Genomic DNA, 13,764 nt, shown 5'->3' on the forward strand with positions numbered 1-13,764 from the left:
CCCCGCGGCGTGCCCGGTCGCGCGCGCCTAGGCTGGTGCGCGAGCGCGCGGACCCGCGCGACGGGCGACGGGGAGGTGCGGTGACGGCGCAGCCGGCGGTACCCCCCGCTGCCGACCTCTCGCTCGTCAGCGGCGGCGCCCCCGCGGCCGTGCTGCTGGTCGACCTGACCGCGCGCGCCGTCGTGCACGCCAACCCCGTCGCCGAGCAGCTCGCTCCCGGCGTGCCGCTGCCGGTGGGGCTGGACGAGTGGTCGGACGCGGCGGAGCTGCGCGACCTCGACGGCGCCGCCCTCTCCCGCACCGAGCACCCGCTGTCCCGGGTGGCGCGCTCGCTGCCCGTGGCCGGGCAGGCCGTCTCCGCAGCCCGCGTCAGCGAGCTCGGCCGCCGCCGCGAGCCCCTGTGGGTCGTCGCGCTGCCCATGACCGGGGCCTCGGCCCTCGACGGCCACGCGCTGGTGGTGCTGCTGCCGCTGAGCAGGCGCGACGCCGCCCGCGCCGCCGCGGACGCCGCCCGGGTGCAGGCCCTGGCGCAGGCGCAGGCGCAGGTGCGCGACCGTGCTGTGCTGGCGACCGGCATGTCCTTCACCGTGGCCGACGCCCGCGCCGACGACCTCCCACTGGTGTGGGTGAACCCGGCCTTCAGCGCCATGACCGGGTACGCGGTGGAGGAGGTCGTCGGCCGCAACTGCCGGTTCCTGCAGGGCCCCGGCACCGATCCCGGGGCCGTCGCCGCCGTCCGCCGCGCCCTGGCCGCCGGCGAGGAGGTCGCCGCGACCCTGCTGAACCACCGCAAGGACGGCACGTCGTTCTGGAACCAGGTGCTGCTCAGCCCCGTCCACGGGCCCGACGGCGAGCTCACCCACTACGTCGGCATCCAGACCGACGTCACCGCCCGGGTCGCCGCGGACGCCGAGCGCGACGCGGCCCTGGCCGCCGAGCGCCGCGCCCGCGCCGACGCCGAGGAGGCGCGCGGCCAGGCCGAGGCGGCCCGCGCCGACGCCGAGCAGTCCCGGGCGCGCCTGGAGGTGCTGGCGGAGGCGACCAGCCGGCTCGCCGTGGCCCTCGACGTCGACGAGTGCCGCCAGCGCCTCCTGGAGCTGACCGTGCCGGGCCTGGCGGACTGGGCGCTGCTGGTGACGACCGACGAGCAGGGGTCGGTCGCCGACGTCGCCGCCCGGCACCGGGACCCGGCCCGCACGGACGACCTCGACCGCTACGTGCGGCGCTGGCGCGCCGCCTTCGCCCCCGGGTCCGTGCGGGCGACGCTCCTGGGCGGGGAGCACGCGCGGCGCATCAGCGACTACGACAGCGAGGAGCGCCGCCACGAGCGCGAGAGCTGGGTGAACGACGCCTCGCTCCTCGAGCTCAGCGACGCCCTCGGCGCGGCCTCCGTGCTGCTGGTGACGCTGCCCGGCCGCCGGGCCAGCGAGGACGTCCTCGCCCTGGTGCGCGGGCCCGGCCGTCCCCGGCACACCGACGACGACCTCCACGTCGCCGTCGACCTCGGCCGCCGCGCCGGCCTCATCATCGACAACGCCCGCCTGTACGGGGAGCAGCACCGCATCGCCGCCACCCTGCAGAACAGCCTCCTGCCGCAGCTGCCCTCCGTGCCGGGCGTGCGCGCGGCGGCGCGCTACCGCGCCAGCGAGTCCGGAGCCCGCGTCGGCGGCGACTTCTACGAGCTCATCGACCTGCCCGGTTCCGCCGTCGGCCTGGCCGTCGGCGACGTCGTCGGGCACGACGTGATGGCCGCCGCCGCCATGGGGCACCTGCGGGGCCTGCTGCGCGCCAGCGCGTGGGACACCACGAACCCCGCCCCCGCCACGGTGCTGGACCGCGTGGACCGCCTCCTCGACGGCCTGGGCATGACGACCATGGCGACGCTGGCGTACGCGCGCGCCACCCCGGCCGCGGACGGCGGGTGGGTGCTCGAGCACGCCACCGCCGGGCACCCCCCGCTGCTGGTGCGCGGCCCGGACGGGCGCGTCGAGGCCCTCGACGACGTCCACGGGCTCATGCTGGGCGTGCAGCCCACCTCGCGCGTCGGCGCGCGCCGTGCGCTGGCGCCCGGGGCGACGGTCCTGGCCTACACGGACGGGCTCGTGGAGCGTCGCGGTGAGGAGCTGACCACCGGTCTCGAGCGCCTGGCGCGCACCCTCGCCGACGCCCCCGCGGACGTCGAGGCGCTGTGCGACCACCTCCTGCAGCGGCTGGGCGACACCGACGACGACGTCGCCTTCGTCGCGCTGCGCCTCGGGCCGTGATCGGGCACCCTGGGGTTCCAGCCCGGGAACCCGGGGCCCGGGAACGATCGGAGGTGCGGTCGTGTTGAACTTGTTGAGGACGCTGCAGGTAGACGCAGGGGTCCGCAGCTGTGCTTCCTCCCCCGGGCGCACCGCACCGCAGCACCTGGCGCGGCCCGGACACCGGTGCCCGTGCCCGAGAGGACGCGAATGAGCACCAGCACACCCGCCGCGAAGCCGGCGGCGACCACTGGACCCGGCCCCCGCCGGAGCAGCACCCCGTACGGCAAGCTCACCGCGCTCGTCCAGGAAGCGGGTCTGATGCGCCGCCGGCGCGGGACCTACTGGACGCGCATCGCCGCCACCACGGTCGCCTTCGGCGCCGTGGCGACAGCCACGGTCCTGCTGCGCGACTCCTGGCTGGTCCTGCTGCCGGCTGTGGCCCTGGCGGTCGTCATCACCCAGTTCGCCTTCCTCGGCCACGACGCGGCGCACCGGCAGATCTTCGCCACGCACCGCCACAACGAGACGGCTTCGCACGTCTTCGCGGCCCTCGTGGCGGGCCTGAGCTACGGCTGGTGGATGGGCAAGCACACCCGCCACCACCAGGCGCCCAACCAGCGCGGGATCGACGGCGACATCGAGTCGGGCGTCATCTCCTTCCACGAGGAGGCCGCCGCCAGCCGGCGCGGGCTGCTGCGCTGGTTCACCCGCCACCAGGGCGTGTTCTTCGTGCCGCTGCTGGCCTTCGAGGGCTTCGTGCTGCACATCGAGAGCACCCGCTCGCTGGTGACCGGCAAGCGCACCAAGCGCCGCTGGGTGGACACCTCGCTGATCGCGACGCACTGGGCGGTCTACGCGTCCTCGGCGGTGCTGCTCATGGGGCCGTGGAAGGCGCTGGCGTTCTTCGGCGTGCACATGGCCGCCTTCGGCTTCTGCATGGGCGGGGCCTTCGCCCCCAACCACGTGGGCATGCCGATCATCCCGCGCGAGAAGAAGGTGGACTACATCCGCCGCCAGGTCCTGACCTCCCGCAACATCTCCGGCGGCTGGTTCGTCGACCTCATCATGGGCGGGCTGAACTTCCAGGTGGAGCACCACCTCTTCCCCAGCATGCCGCGCCCCAACCTGCGCCGGGCCCAGCCGTTCGTGAAGCAGTTCTGCGCCGAGCACGGCATCACGTACACCGAGACGACCTTCCTGGGCTCCTACCGGGCGATCATCTCGTACCTGAACGAGATGGGTCTGGCGGCCCGCAACAACTTCACCTGCCCCGCGGTGCAGCAGTTGCGCAGCTGAACGTGCGCGCCGTCGCTCGGACGTGCTACGGTCGACTCAGTCGCTGTTCTCGTTGTGCTGATAACACCCCGGGATCGATAGCTCGAGGGTAGTTCGCTTTCCAATCAGGTCAGCCCCTCCGCGGCAAGCTCCTCATCAGGAGCGTCTACACCCAGGAGGCCTCATGGCTCAGGGCACCGTCAAGTGGTTCAACGGCGAGAAGGGCTTCGGCTTCATCGCCCCCGAGGACGGCTCGGCCGACGTGTTCGTCCACTTCAGCGAGATCAACGGCAGCGGCTTCCGCAGCCTCGACGAGAACGACCGCGTCGAGTACACCGTGACGCAGGGCGCCAAGGGCCCCCAGGCGAGCGGCGTCACCCGCCTCTGATCGATCCTCACCGCGGGCCCCGCTCCCTCCTGGGAGCGGGGGCCGCGGTGCGTCCGGGGCCGTCCCGCCGTTGCGCACCGGCCCACTGGTCCGACGGGGTGAACCGTCCGGTGGCGTGCCGCCGGTGCTGAAGCCCCACCCTGCCGGTGTCGACAACCACCCGGTGGAGGAGGACGGCCGGAGCGGCGCTGACCCGCGGGGTCTGCGCGCGGCGTTGCAGCGTGCTCGCGAGGGTCTGCTGCGACCGTTGGCCGAAGACCCCGCCGAGGTCACCTTCTGGCGCCGGCACACGCGCACCGGCGTGGTGCTCTCGGTGATCTGCGGGGTCCTCGTCACCGCCTCGGCCTGGGTGCAACCCGCCCACCCCCACCGCGTGGTCCTCACCGTCTTCGACGCAGTGGCGACCTCCTGCGTCCTGCTGGTGCTGCTGCTGCCGGTGGGCCGCCTGGTCCGCGCCCGCGGCGGGAGGCTCTTCCCGTACACCTGGACGGTGGCGAGCTTGGTGATCACCGTGGTCGCCACCGTCCTGGACGGTCCCGCGGGCCCCACGACGGACACCCCCGTGCGGCTCATGTACTTCCTGTCCGTGGGGTTCATGGCGGTGGCCTACCCGCCGGGCGCGGTCGCCGTCCTGGGCGGGACGGCGGTCCTCGCCGACCTCGCCACCGCCCTGGCCACGCAGGTGCCGGCCGATCGCGTCGTCGTCCCCGTGGGCATGCTCGCCACCGCCGTGCTGGTCGCCACCTGGGCCGCCCTCGGTCGGCAGGAGCTGCGCGAGCAGCACCGCGCCGTGCGCCGCGAGCTCGCCGTCCTGGCCGACACCGACCCCCTCACCGGCTGCCTGAACCGCCGCGCCTTCCTGCAGCGCCTGCAGGACCGCATCGCCCACCCCGCACCGGGAGCCTCGCTGCACCTGGTGGACCTCGACGGCTTCAAGGCCGTCAACGACACCGCCGGCCACGCCGCCGGCGACGAGCTGCTGGTGCGCGTGGCCGACGCCGTGCGGCGCGCGGCCGGCGGCACCGGCACCGTCGCGCGCCTCGGCGGTGACGAGTTCGCCGTCCTGGCCGGTCCGGGTGACCGGGCAGCCCTGGCCGAGGCGGTGCGCGCGCAGGTCGGGCGCGCCGGCGCGGCCCACGGCGTCACCGCCAGCGTGGGCTCCACCCCGCTGCGCGCCGGCGACGACCCCGCGGACGCCGTGCGGCGCGCCGACGAGGCGATGTACGTCGCCAAGGCCGGTGGCGGGGACCGCGCGGCCGACGCCCCCACCCCGGCCGGGCACCCCGGCGAGCCGGGGGAGCGTCGCGGTCCCCGCGGCCGCAGGGGGGCGGTCCTGCGGTGAGCCGCACCCGGCACCTCCCGACCGCACCCGTCGTCGCGTTCGCGCTGGCCACCGCCGCCTCCGCCGCCCTGGCCGCGCACCCCGGCACCGCCGCCGCGTCCGCCGCGCTGCAGGCGGCGCTGTGGGTGGCCGTGGTGGCCGCCCTCGCCGCGGCCGCCGCGCGCGCCGCCGCCGACCGCGCCGCGTGGGCCCTGTTCGCCGCCGGCACCGCCGTGCTCGTGCTGGGCCGGCTGGTGCTGCACGCCGCCGCCGGCGGGCCCGTCGTCGACGCGGCCGTGCTGGAGCACCGGGGACCGCTGGTGCTCGCCACCCTGCTCGGCTACCCGCTCTTCTACGCCGCCCAGGTCGCCCTGCTGCGCCGGCGGCTGCACCGGGTGCGCAGCCCCTGGCTCGACGGGGCGCTCGCGGTGCTGCTGCTGGCCGCCGCGTGCTCGGCGCTGTTCCTGGAGCCCCTGCACCGCGCCACCGGGACGGGCGCGGTCACCGCCGCCGCCGCGGTGGGCCGCCCCTCCATGGACCTGCTCATGGCGGTGTACGCGCTGACCACCTGCTCCCTGCTCGGGTGGCGCCCGGACCGCCGCCTGCCGCTGATCGCCGCCGCCTTCACCGTCCTCGCCGCCGCCGACGTCACCGACCTGCTGCGCCTGGCCGGCGCCACCCCCGCCGCGGCCGGTACCGCCACGGCGGTCGCGGTGGACGTGGCCCGGTTGTGCGCGGGCGCCCTGCTGGTCCTCGCCGCCCGGCAGCCGGCGCCCCGGCTGCCGCGCCGGCACGTCGAGGGCTGGCCGGTGCTCCTGGCGCCCGTCGGCGTCCTGCTCGGCAGCGTCGCGCTGCTGGTCGTGGACCGGTGGCACCCGCTGCCGACCGCCGCGGTCGTCCTGACGTTCACCGCCGTCGGCGGCGTCACCGTCAAGGTCCTCCTCGCGTTCGCCGAGCTGATCCGCCTGCTGGGCATCGCCCGGCAGGCCGTCACCGACGACCTCACCGGGCTGGCGAACCGGCGCGCCCTGTTCCAGCGGCTCGCCCGCACCGCCGCCAGCGGGCAGGACACCGGTCTGCTGCTCGTGGACCTCGACCGGTTCAAGGACGTCAACGACACCCTCGGCCACCACCGCGGCGACGACCTCCTGCGGGCCGTGGCCGATCGGCTCACCGGGCGGCTGCCGCAGGAGGCGCTGCTGACGCGGCTGGGCGGTGACGAGTTCGCGCTCGTCCTGCCCGGTGCCGGCACCACCGCCGCGCGGCGCGTCGCCGAGGACCTGCTCGCCGCCCTCACCGAGCCGTTCACGGTGGGCGGCACCGCCGTGCACGTGGGCGCCAGCGTCGGTGTCGCCGCCAGCGGCGCCGCGCGGACGGCCGGGGACGCCCGCCCCGGCGGTGACGTCGAGCTGCTGCGGCAGGCCGACGCGGCGATGTACGTGGCCAAGCGCGCCGGCGGCGGCGTCGCCGTGTACGACGAGTCCGTGGACCGCTCCGCGCGCGAGCGGCTGCAGCTGCTCGAGGAGCTGCGCACCGGCATCGACGACGGGCAGCTCACGGTCCACTACCAGCCGCAGCTCGACCTGCGCACCGGTGCCGTCGTCGGCGTGGAGGCGCTGGTGCGCTGGCAGCACCCCCGGCGCGGCCTGCTGCTGCCGGGCGAGTTCCTGGACCTGGCGGAGGAGCGCGGCCTGGTGCCCGCCCTCACCGAGGTCGTGCTGCGCCGCGCCGTCGCCGACGCGGTGCGCTGGCGCGACGCCGGCCGGCCCCTGCGCATCGCCGTCAACGTGTCCGCCGACTGCCTGCTGGAGGCCACCCTGCCGCCGCTGGTGCGCGAGGTGACCACCGCGGCGGGCCTGGACCCCGGCGCGCTCGTCGTCGAGATCACCGAGACGGGCCTCATGCGCGACCCCGAGCGCAGCCGCCGCACCCTCACCGAGCTGGTGGACGCAGGCGTCGGCATCAGCATCGACGACTACGGCACCGGCTACTCCAGCCTGGCGTACCTGCGCGACCTGCCCGCCGCGGAGCTGAAGCTGGACCGCACGTTCACCGCCCGGGTCGCGCACGACCACCGCTCGGCCGCCATCGTGGCCGGCACCGCCGACCTCGCCCACCAGCTCGGGATGCGGCTGCTGGCCGAGGGCGTCGAGGACGCGGCGACCCTGCAGCGGCTGCGCTCCCTGGGCGTCGACGAGACGCAGGGCTACCTGCACGGGCGCCCCGTGCCCGCCGGTCAGCTGCTCGCCCTCCTGGAGCGGATCGACTCGCGCCCGGTGCCCGCCCGGCCCGCGACCGCCCCCTCGTAGGGCGGCACCGCCGGCGGGGGCCGGTCGACGCGGTGGACCTCCACGCTCAAGGCGGGGGCCGCGGTTGCCGATGCCCCCTCCACAGCGGCCCCTGCCGGGCGCCGCCCGGACCCCGGGGAGAGCCATGACCGCCGACGAGACCGCGGAGCCCACCGGCGCCCCCGCGCGCGGTGCCCAGACCGTCGCCCCCGTGCAGGCGTCGGCGCTGCAGTTCGCCGCGTCGATCCTGGGGGAGGCCAGCTACACCCCGCAGGCCGAGCTCAAGGGCACGCTGTCCGCGCCGTCGCGGGTGACGGAACCGGTCGCCCAGCCCGTCGCCGAACCGGTCACCGCGCCCGTCGCCGAACCGGTCACCGCGCCCGTCGCCGCACCGGTCGTCGAGCCGGTCGCGCAGCCCGTGGCCGCACCGGCCGGGGAGCCGGTCGCGGAACAGCCGAGGAGCTGGTTCGGACGGCTGCTCGCGAAGCTGCTCGGGCGGGGCTGACTCAGCCGCCCGCCAGGGCGTACGCCTCGGGCGCCCCGTGCACCGGGCGCGGGACCCGCAGCACCCGCGGCGCACCGCGGCGGGTGCCGTACGAGCCGTGCAGCAGCAGCCGGTCGCGCCCCACCGCGGGGGAGCGGCGGTGCATCCCGCGCGGGTCGGCGAGCACGACGGTGCCCGCGGGGCCGCCCGGCGCCTCGAACGTGCCGGGCGTCGATCCCTCGCCGCGCCGGGGGTGGTGGCTGCCGCTGACGTAGTGCAGCGGCCCACCGCCGTCGGGGGTGCCGGTGAGCAGGACCCACACCTCCAGCGCGGGCCACCTGCCGCCGGGACCGCGTTCCCAGCGCCGCGGCGGCGACGGCGTGGCGGCGGCGACCTCCAGCCACCCGCTGGCCGTCACGGTCCGCACGGCCCGCCGGCAGTACGCCTCGGCGACGCCGTCCAGGACGGGGTGCAGCAGCAGCCGCCGGCAGGACGCGGCGGGCACGTCCTCGTCCAGCAGGCGGACGCGGTCGGCGTCCACCGGTCGCGTCCACGGGTCGTCGGTGGAGGCGCTCACCAGCGCCCGGTGCGCGGTGATCTCCCGGGCCCGGTGCTCCGTCAGGGCGCGGGCGCACTCGACGACCTCGCTCAGCACGCCGCCGTCGCCGGTGAGGGCGCCCACGCTGGTGGTGGCGATGCCGTCGCGGCGCAGGTCGGCCACGACGCGGCCCGCCTCGGGCAGCACCACGGTGCGTTCGGACGACCACCGGCCGGCCCGGGGCCCGTGCCGCCGGCCGCTGTGCGCTGACGTCTTCACGCCCGACCTCCCTGTGGTGATCACCGCACCCTATCGTGCCTCAGCGTCAAACATTGGTGACGCAGTGCAACGACACGGGGTGTGCGAGGTGCAGGGGGCGGCGGCGGGGGAGGAGAGGGTCAGGCAGGGGGCGGCAGGGCGTCGGCCAGGGCGTCCACGCCCGGAACGACGAGGTCCGCAGCGCGGTACGTGGACGGGTAGGGCGCCCCCGCGCGGTCGACCCACGCGGTGCCCAGACCCGCGCGCGCCGCCCCGTCCACGTCCCACGGGTGCACCGCGGCCAGCAGCGCCTCGGGCGCCGCCAGACCGCACACCGACAGCGCGTGCGCGTAGGCGTCCGGGTGCGGTTTCCACGGCCCGGCGTCCTGCACCGACAGCACGTGCGCGAAGCGGCCGCGCACCCCGGCCCGCTCCAGCAACCCCTCACACTGCGCCGCCGAGCTGTTCGTGAACGCGACCAGCAGGAAACCCCGCTCGGCCAGCCGCTCGACCCCGCCGGGGACGTCCGGGTGGACGGTGAACTCCGAGAACGCCCCCAGCGCGAGCTCCACGGCGGCGTCGAGGTCCCGGTCCAGCCGCTCCCGCACCCCCGCGGCCCCCAGCTCGGCGCGCAGCACGTCCTCGGCCACCCGCTGGAACGGGGCCGGTTCCCCCGCGAAGGTCAGTGCGAAACCGTCGCGCAGCACCGAGGGCAGGAAGCGCGCGTGCACCTGGGCGCCCGGGGCGCCGAGCTCGTCCAGCCTGCGCCGCAACGCCGTCGTGTCCGACAACGTCTCGTTGACGTCGAACACGACGGCGCGCGGGGCGCTGTTCATCACCACGTGGGAGGGGAGCCCGTCAGCGGCGCACGGCGCGGCGGCTGCGGCCGGCGACCAGCGAGACGCCGATCGCGGCGAGCACCACCTGGATGGCCAGGGTGATCCAGCTGAAGTCGTCGCCGTCCGTCAGGCCCAGGGCCGCGCCGATGAAGGAGCCGATGACGGCCGCGACGATGCCGACGAGGATCGTCATGAGGATCCCGATCTTCTGCTTGCCGGGCAGCACCAGGCGGGCGAGGGCTCCGATGATGAGGCCTACGAAAATCGCGGTGAGGAACGAGATGCCCACGGTCCGTGCCTTTCTCTGTGACGTGCCGGAACTCCGACGCCGAGACGCTAACCCCGGCGGGAACTTCCCGCCCGCCGACGGCGCCGAAGCCCGGCACCACCCCCGCGGGGGCGGTCCCTAGGGTGGTCCGCGCACGCGACGACCCCCGCACCACCCGGACCGCGAGAGCAGGAGCGCACCATGCCCGACACCCCGGCCGTCCACGTCGGCCCCGGCGAGCGGAACGACCTCGAGGACGCCGTCCGGCGCGCGGGCGGCCGCGTCACCGGCCTCGACGGCGCCGACGCCGTCGTGTGGGCCGGCGGCCCGGGCGACCTGCCCGACCTGCCCGGCTCCGTCCGCTGGGTCCAGCTGCCCTCCGCGGGCATCGAGCGCTGGTTCGCCGCCGGCCGCGTCGACCGCGAGCGCACCTGGACGTCCGCCGCCGGCGCCTACTCCGACGCCGTCGCCGAGCACGCCGTCGCCCTCCTGCTCGCCGGCGTGCGCGGGCTGGCCGTCGCCGCGCGCCTGCGCACCTGGGACGAGGAGGCCGCCGCCGGGCCGCAGAGCACCCTGCGCGGCGCCACCGTCGCGATCGTCGGCGCCGGCGGCATCGGCCGGGCGATGATCCCCGCGCTGGGCGCGCTGGGCGCCACCGTGCTCGCCGTGACCCGCCGCGGCCACGACGTGCCCGGGGCCGCCGAGACGCTGCCCGCCGACCGCGTCGGCGAGGTGTGGGAGCGCGCCGACCACGTCGTCCTCGCCGCGCCCGCCACCAGCGAGACGAAGGCCCTCGTCGGCGCGGCCGAGCTGGCAGCGCTCGGTGCGGGCGGGTGGCTGGTGAACATCGCCCGCGGCAGCCTCGTCGACACCGACGCCCTCGCCGACGCGCTCGCCCGCGGGGTGATCGGCGGTGCGGCCCTGGACGTCACCGACCCCGAGCCGCTGCCCGACGGCCACCCGCTGTGGAGCGAGCCGCGCGCGCTCATCACCCCGCACGTGGCGAACCCGCCCCAGCTGCAGTCCGGTGGGCTGGCCGCGCGGGTCGAGGAGAACGTGCGCCGCTTCGCCGCCGGCGAGGACCTGCTCGGTCTCGTCGACGTCGACGCCGGCTACTGACCCCCTCACCCCCCACCCCTCGGTGATCAAGGAAGTTGCCACTTCCTTGATCACCGAGGGGGCGGTCGGGGTGGCGCCGGGGCGGTGGCCGCGCCACGGTGGACGGCGTGCAGACGTTCCTCCCGTACGCCGACTTCGCCCGCTCCGCGGCCGTGCTCGACGCGCCCCGGCTGGGCAAGCAGCGGGTGGAGACCCTGCAGGTGCTGCGCGCGATCGAACTGCCCGACTACGGGTGGGTGAACCACCCCGCGGTGCGCATGTGGCGCGGCTGCACCCCCGCCCTCGTCGCCTACGGCCTGGCCTGCGTCGACGAGTGGACCCGCACCGGCCGCGCCGACTCCACCCGCCGCCTCATCGCCGAGTTCGCCCCCGAGGTCGTCGGCCGCACCCAGGACGAGCTCGCCGCCGACGGGCTCATGCCGTACTGGCTGGGCGACGAGGCCCTGCACCTCAGCCACCGCTCCGCGCTGCTGCGCAAGGACCCCGCCACCTACCGGCCCCTCTTCGGTGACGACGAACCCGACGACCTGCCGTACGTGTGGCCCGACCCGCCGTCGCTCGAACCGCGCCCACGCGCCGGCGGGCGGCTCGTGTGGGTGGTGCGCCCGGCGTCCCCCGAGGCGCTCGCGGAGTTCCTCACCGACGGCGTCGTCGGCCTGGGCACCGAGTCCGGCATCGACGTCGACGTGCGCCTCGCCGAGGAGGGCACCACGCTGCGGCAGCTCCTCAAGCAGGTCGCCCCCGGCAAGCGGCCCGGCAAGGACCTGCGGGTGCTCGACACGTTCGTGAACGAGCTCGCCCCCGGAGACGAGGTCGCGCTGCCCGTCGAGCAGGAGCAGGCGCTGCTGCTCGGGGAGGTCACCGGCGAGTACGGGTTCGACGGCCGCCGGGGCGTGGTCGTCCCGCACCGGCGCCGGGTGCGCTGGGGCGGGCGCGCGGAACGCTCGGACGTGCAGCCCCCGGCGATGCTGCAGGACCCGCGCAAGCTGTTCTGCGTGGACGTCGCCGCGTGAGGTGCCGCCCGGGCGGGTAGGGGGACGGGCATGGCCGACACCGCTCTGCTCGACGTCGACGGCACCCTCGTCGACACCAACTACCAGCACACGCTCGCGTGGTACCGCGCACTCCGGCGCTACGGCCACACCGCCCCGATCTGGCGCATCCACCGCGCCATCGGCATGGGCGGTGACCAGCTCGTGCCGGCGGTCGCCGGTGACGAGTTCGAGCAGGCGCACGGCGACGACGCGCGCGAGGCGTGGGTGGAGGAGTTCGACCCGCTCCTGCCGGAGGTCCAGCCGTTCGACGGTGCGCGCGACCTCGTCGCCGAGCTCGGCCGGCGCGGGTGGAAGGTCGTGCTGGCCTCCTCCGGCAAGCAGAAGCACGTCGACGCCTTCCTGGACCTCCTCGACGCCCGCGAGCTGTGCGAGGCGTGGACGTCCTCGGCCGACGCCGAGGCGACCAAACCGGCCCCGGACCTGTTCCAGGTGGCGCTGGAGCGCGTCGGGGGCGGTGCCGGTGTCGTGCTGGGCGACTCCACGTGGGACGTCGAGGCCGCCGCGAAGGCGGGCATGCCCGCCGTCGCCGTGCGCACCGGCGGGTACTCCGTGGAGGAGCTGCGCGACGCCGGCGCCGCCGTCGTCCACGACTCGATGCGCGGCCTCCTCGACGGCCTCGACTCCACGCCCCTGGCCGCCCCCTCCCGCTGACCCCCCTCACCCGCGGTGATCAAGGAAGTTGCCACTTCCTTGATCACCGTGGGGTTCACCAGGTGCGAGTGCGCAACCGGGGCTCCACGCCCAGCAGCTCGGCCAGGCCCAGCTCCAGGTGGAGGGAACGGCCGAGGACCTCCCCGGCACCCACGCCCACCACGGTCCACCCCAGTCGAGCGAGGTGGGCGCGCCGCCGCTCGTCCTTCGCGCGCTGCGCCGTGCCCTCGTGGAACTCCCGGCCGTCGTACTCGACGGCGAGCATCCGCTCCGGCCAGCCCATGTCCAGCCGGTAGGGACGCCCGCGCCCGCGCGGCACCTCGATCTGCGTCGTCAGCGGCGGGAACCCGGCGTCCGCGCAGCGCAGCCGCAGCCACGTCTCACCGGGCGATTCGGCGCCGGGATCGGCCAGGTCGAACAGCCGGCGAGCCCTGGCCACACCCCGCTCACCGGGCTGCAGCGCGAGGCGCGAGTGCGCCTGCGTGACGTCGAAGAGCCCTCGGCGCAACCCCAGGTCGAGCATCGCCAGCGCGGCCGGGGGCGACTCGAAGCGGGCCACGTCCAGGGCGGTGCGGAGAGTCGACGTGACGGGCAGGCCCTCGACCACGACGACGTCACCGTCGGTGACGGCCGAGTACGAGCGGATCCCGGACCGGCGCATCGCCGAGGTGCCCGCCGGCAGGACGACCTCCACGTCGGGCCGGGCCCCCGCCTCGTGCGGCATCCCGGACCGGAAACCGTGCACCCCGGCCGCGCTGCGCCGGGCGATCGCCGCCCCCGCCGGCAGGACCGAGGCCGCTGCGCGCAGGCGCACCCGTTCGCTGCTGGCGGGGTCGCTGAGGACGTCGGAGGGTGGCGCGGTGGTCGGTGGCACGGGCGCAGCGTGCCCGCCCCCGCGCCCGGGGCCGCCCGTCCGTCCACAGCTCCCCACCCCCTCGGTGATCAAGGAAGTTGCAACTTCCTTGATCACCGAGGGGGTGGGGAGCTGTGGACGGACGGGCGGCCCCGGGCGCGGGGGCGGGCACGCTGCGCCC

13 protein-coding genes are annotated in these 13,764 nt (G+C 76.3%); 9 read left to right on the plus strand and 4 right to left on the minus strand.

The annotated features are described in order from the left end of the window. The first annotated feature begins 80 nt into the window (after positions 1–80). The 6 genes from V9U69_RS12525 (at position 81) to V9U69_RS12550 (ending at position 8,023) form a co-directional block, all read left to right on the plus strand. Positions 81–2,264, plus strand: a complete 2,184-nt coding sequence (locus V9U69_RS12525) for a SpoIIE family protein phosphatase (protein WP_337062153.1) — start codon at positions 81–83, stop codon at positions 2,262–2,264. Positions 2,265–2,453: 189 nt separating this feature from the next. Continuing rightward, on the plus strand, positions 2,454–3,542 hold the full coding sequence (locus tag V9U69_RS12530; RefSeq protein ID WP_337062154.1) for a fatty acid desaturase family protein: 1,089 nt from the start codon (positions 2,454–2,456) through the stop codon (positions 3,540–3,542). A gap of 163 nt (positions 3,543–3,705) precedes the next feature. Next, the gene (locus tag V9U69_RS12535) at positions 3,706–3,909 is read left to right on the plus strand and encodes a cold-shock protein (protein ID WP_242128316.1); all 204 of its coding nucleotides are present in this window, start codon (positions 3,706–3,708) and stop codon (positions 3,907–3,909) included. 247 nt (positions 3,910–4,156) lie between these two features. Beyond that, a complete protein-coding gene (locus V9U69_RS12540) occupies positions 4,157–5,251 on the plus strand; it encodes a GGDEF domain-containing protein (protein ID WP_337062155.1) in 1,095 nt (364 codons plus the stop codon). Beyond that, positions 5,248–7,539: a putative bifunctional diguanylate cyclase/phosphodiesterase gene (locus tag V9U69_RS12545; protein WP_337062156.1), complete on the plus strand. Its 2,292-nt coding sequence runs from the start codon at positions 5,248–5,250 to the stop codon at positions 7,537–7,539. The genes V9U69_RS12540 and V9U69_RS12545 overlap by 4 nt, the downstream gene beginning before the upstream one ends. 124 nt (positions 7,540–7,663) lie before the next feature. Continuing rightward, positions 7,664–8,023 carry a hypothetical protein gene (locus tag V9U69_RS12550; RefSeq protein WP_337062157.1) on the plus strand — a complete coding sequence of 120 codons (360 nt, stop codon included), beginning with the start codon at positions 7,664–7,666 and terminating at the stop codon, positions 8,021–8,023. Position 8,024: 1 nt separating this feature from the next. Here V9U69_RS12550 and V9U69_RS12555 read toward each other — a convergent pair whose 3' ends face one another. The 3 genes from V9U69_RS12555 to V9U69_RS12565 all read right to left on the minus strand — a co-directional run bounded on the left by V9U69_RS12555 (position 8,025) and on the right by V9U69_RS12565 (position 9,926). Further along, a complete protein-coding gene (locus V9U69_RS12555; RefSeq protein ID WP_337062158.1) occupies positions 8,025–8,819 on the minus strand; it encodes a hypothetical protein in 795 nt (264 codons plus the stop codon). Between the two features lie 119 nt (positions 8,820–8,938). Further along, complete coding sequence (locus tag V9U69_RS12560; protein ID WP_337062159.1) at positions 8,939–9,634, minus strand: haloacid dehalogenase type II; 696 nt, start codon at positions 9,632–9,634, stop codon at positions 8,939–8,941. A gap of 22 nt (positions 9,635–9,656) precedes the next feature. Then, positions 9,657–9,926 carry a GlsB/YeaQ/YmgE family stress response membrane protein gene (locus tag V9U69_RS12565; protein WP_337062160.1) on the minus strand — a complete coding sequence of 90 codons (270 nt, stop codon included), beginning with the start codon at positions 9,924–9,926 and terminating at the stop codon, positions 9,657–9,659. Positions 9,927–10,106: 180 nt separating this feature from the next. On the opposite strand from V9U69_RS12565, the gene V9U69_RS12570 reads away from it, so the two are divergent. From V9U69_RS12570 to V9U69_RS12580, 3 genes are all read left to right on the plus strand, one after another. Continuing rightward, on the plus strand, positions 10,107–11,024 hold the full coding sequence (locus V9U69_RS12570) for a D-isomer specific 2-hydroxyacid dehydrogenase family protein (RefSeq protein ID WP_337062161.1): 918 nt from the start codon (positions 10,107–10,109) through the stop codon (positions 11,022–11,024). Between the two features lie 107 nt (positions 11,025–11,131). After that, on the plus strand, positions 11,132–12,037 hold the full coding sequence (locus tag V9U69_RS12575) for an MSMEG_6728 family protein (protein ID WP_337062162.1): 906 nt from the start codon (positions 11,132–11,134) through the stop codon (positions 12,035–12,037). A gap of 30 nt (positions 12,038–12,067) precedes the next feature. Beyond that, positions 12,068–12,730, plus strand: coding sequence for an HAD family hydrolase (locus V9U69_RS12580; RefSeq protein WP_337062163.1), 663 nt, complete (start codon positions 12,068–12,070; stop codon positions 12,728–12,730). A 55-nt stretch (positions 12,731–12,785) separates the two neighbouring features. On the opposite strand, the gene V9U69_RS12585 is transcribed toward V9U69_RS12580, so the two are convergent. Next, a complete protein-coding gene (locus tag V9U69_RS12585) occupies positions 12,786–13,604 on the minus strand; it encodes an endonuclease domain-containing protein (protein ID WP_337062164.1) in 819 nt (272 codons plus the stop codon). Positions 13,605–13,764 lie beyond the last annotated feature (160 nt).

This window comes from Kineococcus sp. G2, assembly GCF_037154035.1.
In the GTDB taxonomy this organism is placed as follows: Bacteria; Actinomycetota; Actinomycetes; order Actinomycetales; family Kineococcaceae; genus Kineococcus.

What these genes read in the sequence shown, in the direction of transcription:
- V9U69_RS12530 (WP_337062154.1), top strand. Translation starts at nt 2,454, where the DNA reads ATGAGCACCAGCACACCCGCCGCGAAGCCGGCGGCGACCACTGGACCC.
- V9U69_RS12535 (WP_242128316.1), top strand. Translation starts at nt 3,706, where the DNA reads ATGGCTCAGGGCACCGTCAAGTGGTTCAACGGCGAGAAGGGCTTCGGC.
- V9U69_RS12550 (WP_337062157.1), top strand. Translation starts at nt 7,664, where the DNA reads ATGACCGCCGACGAGACCGCGGAGCCCACCGGCGCCCCCGCGCGCGGT.
- V9U69_RS12560 (WP_337062159.1), bottom strand. Translation starts at nt 9,634, where the DNA reads ATGAACAGCGCCCCGCGCGCCGTCGTGTTCGACGTCAACGAGACGTTG.
- V9U69_RS12570 (WP_337062161.1), top strand. Translation starts at nt 10,107, where the DNA reads ATGCCCGACACCCCGGCCGTCCACGTCGGCCCCGGCGAGCGGAACGAC.
- V9U69_RS12580 (WP_337062163.1), top strand. Translation starts at nt 12,068, where the DNA reads ATGGCCGACACCGCTCTGCTCGACGTCGACGGCACCCTCGTCGACACC.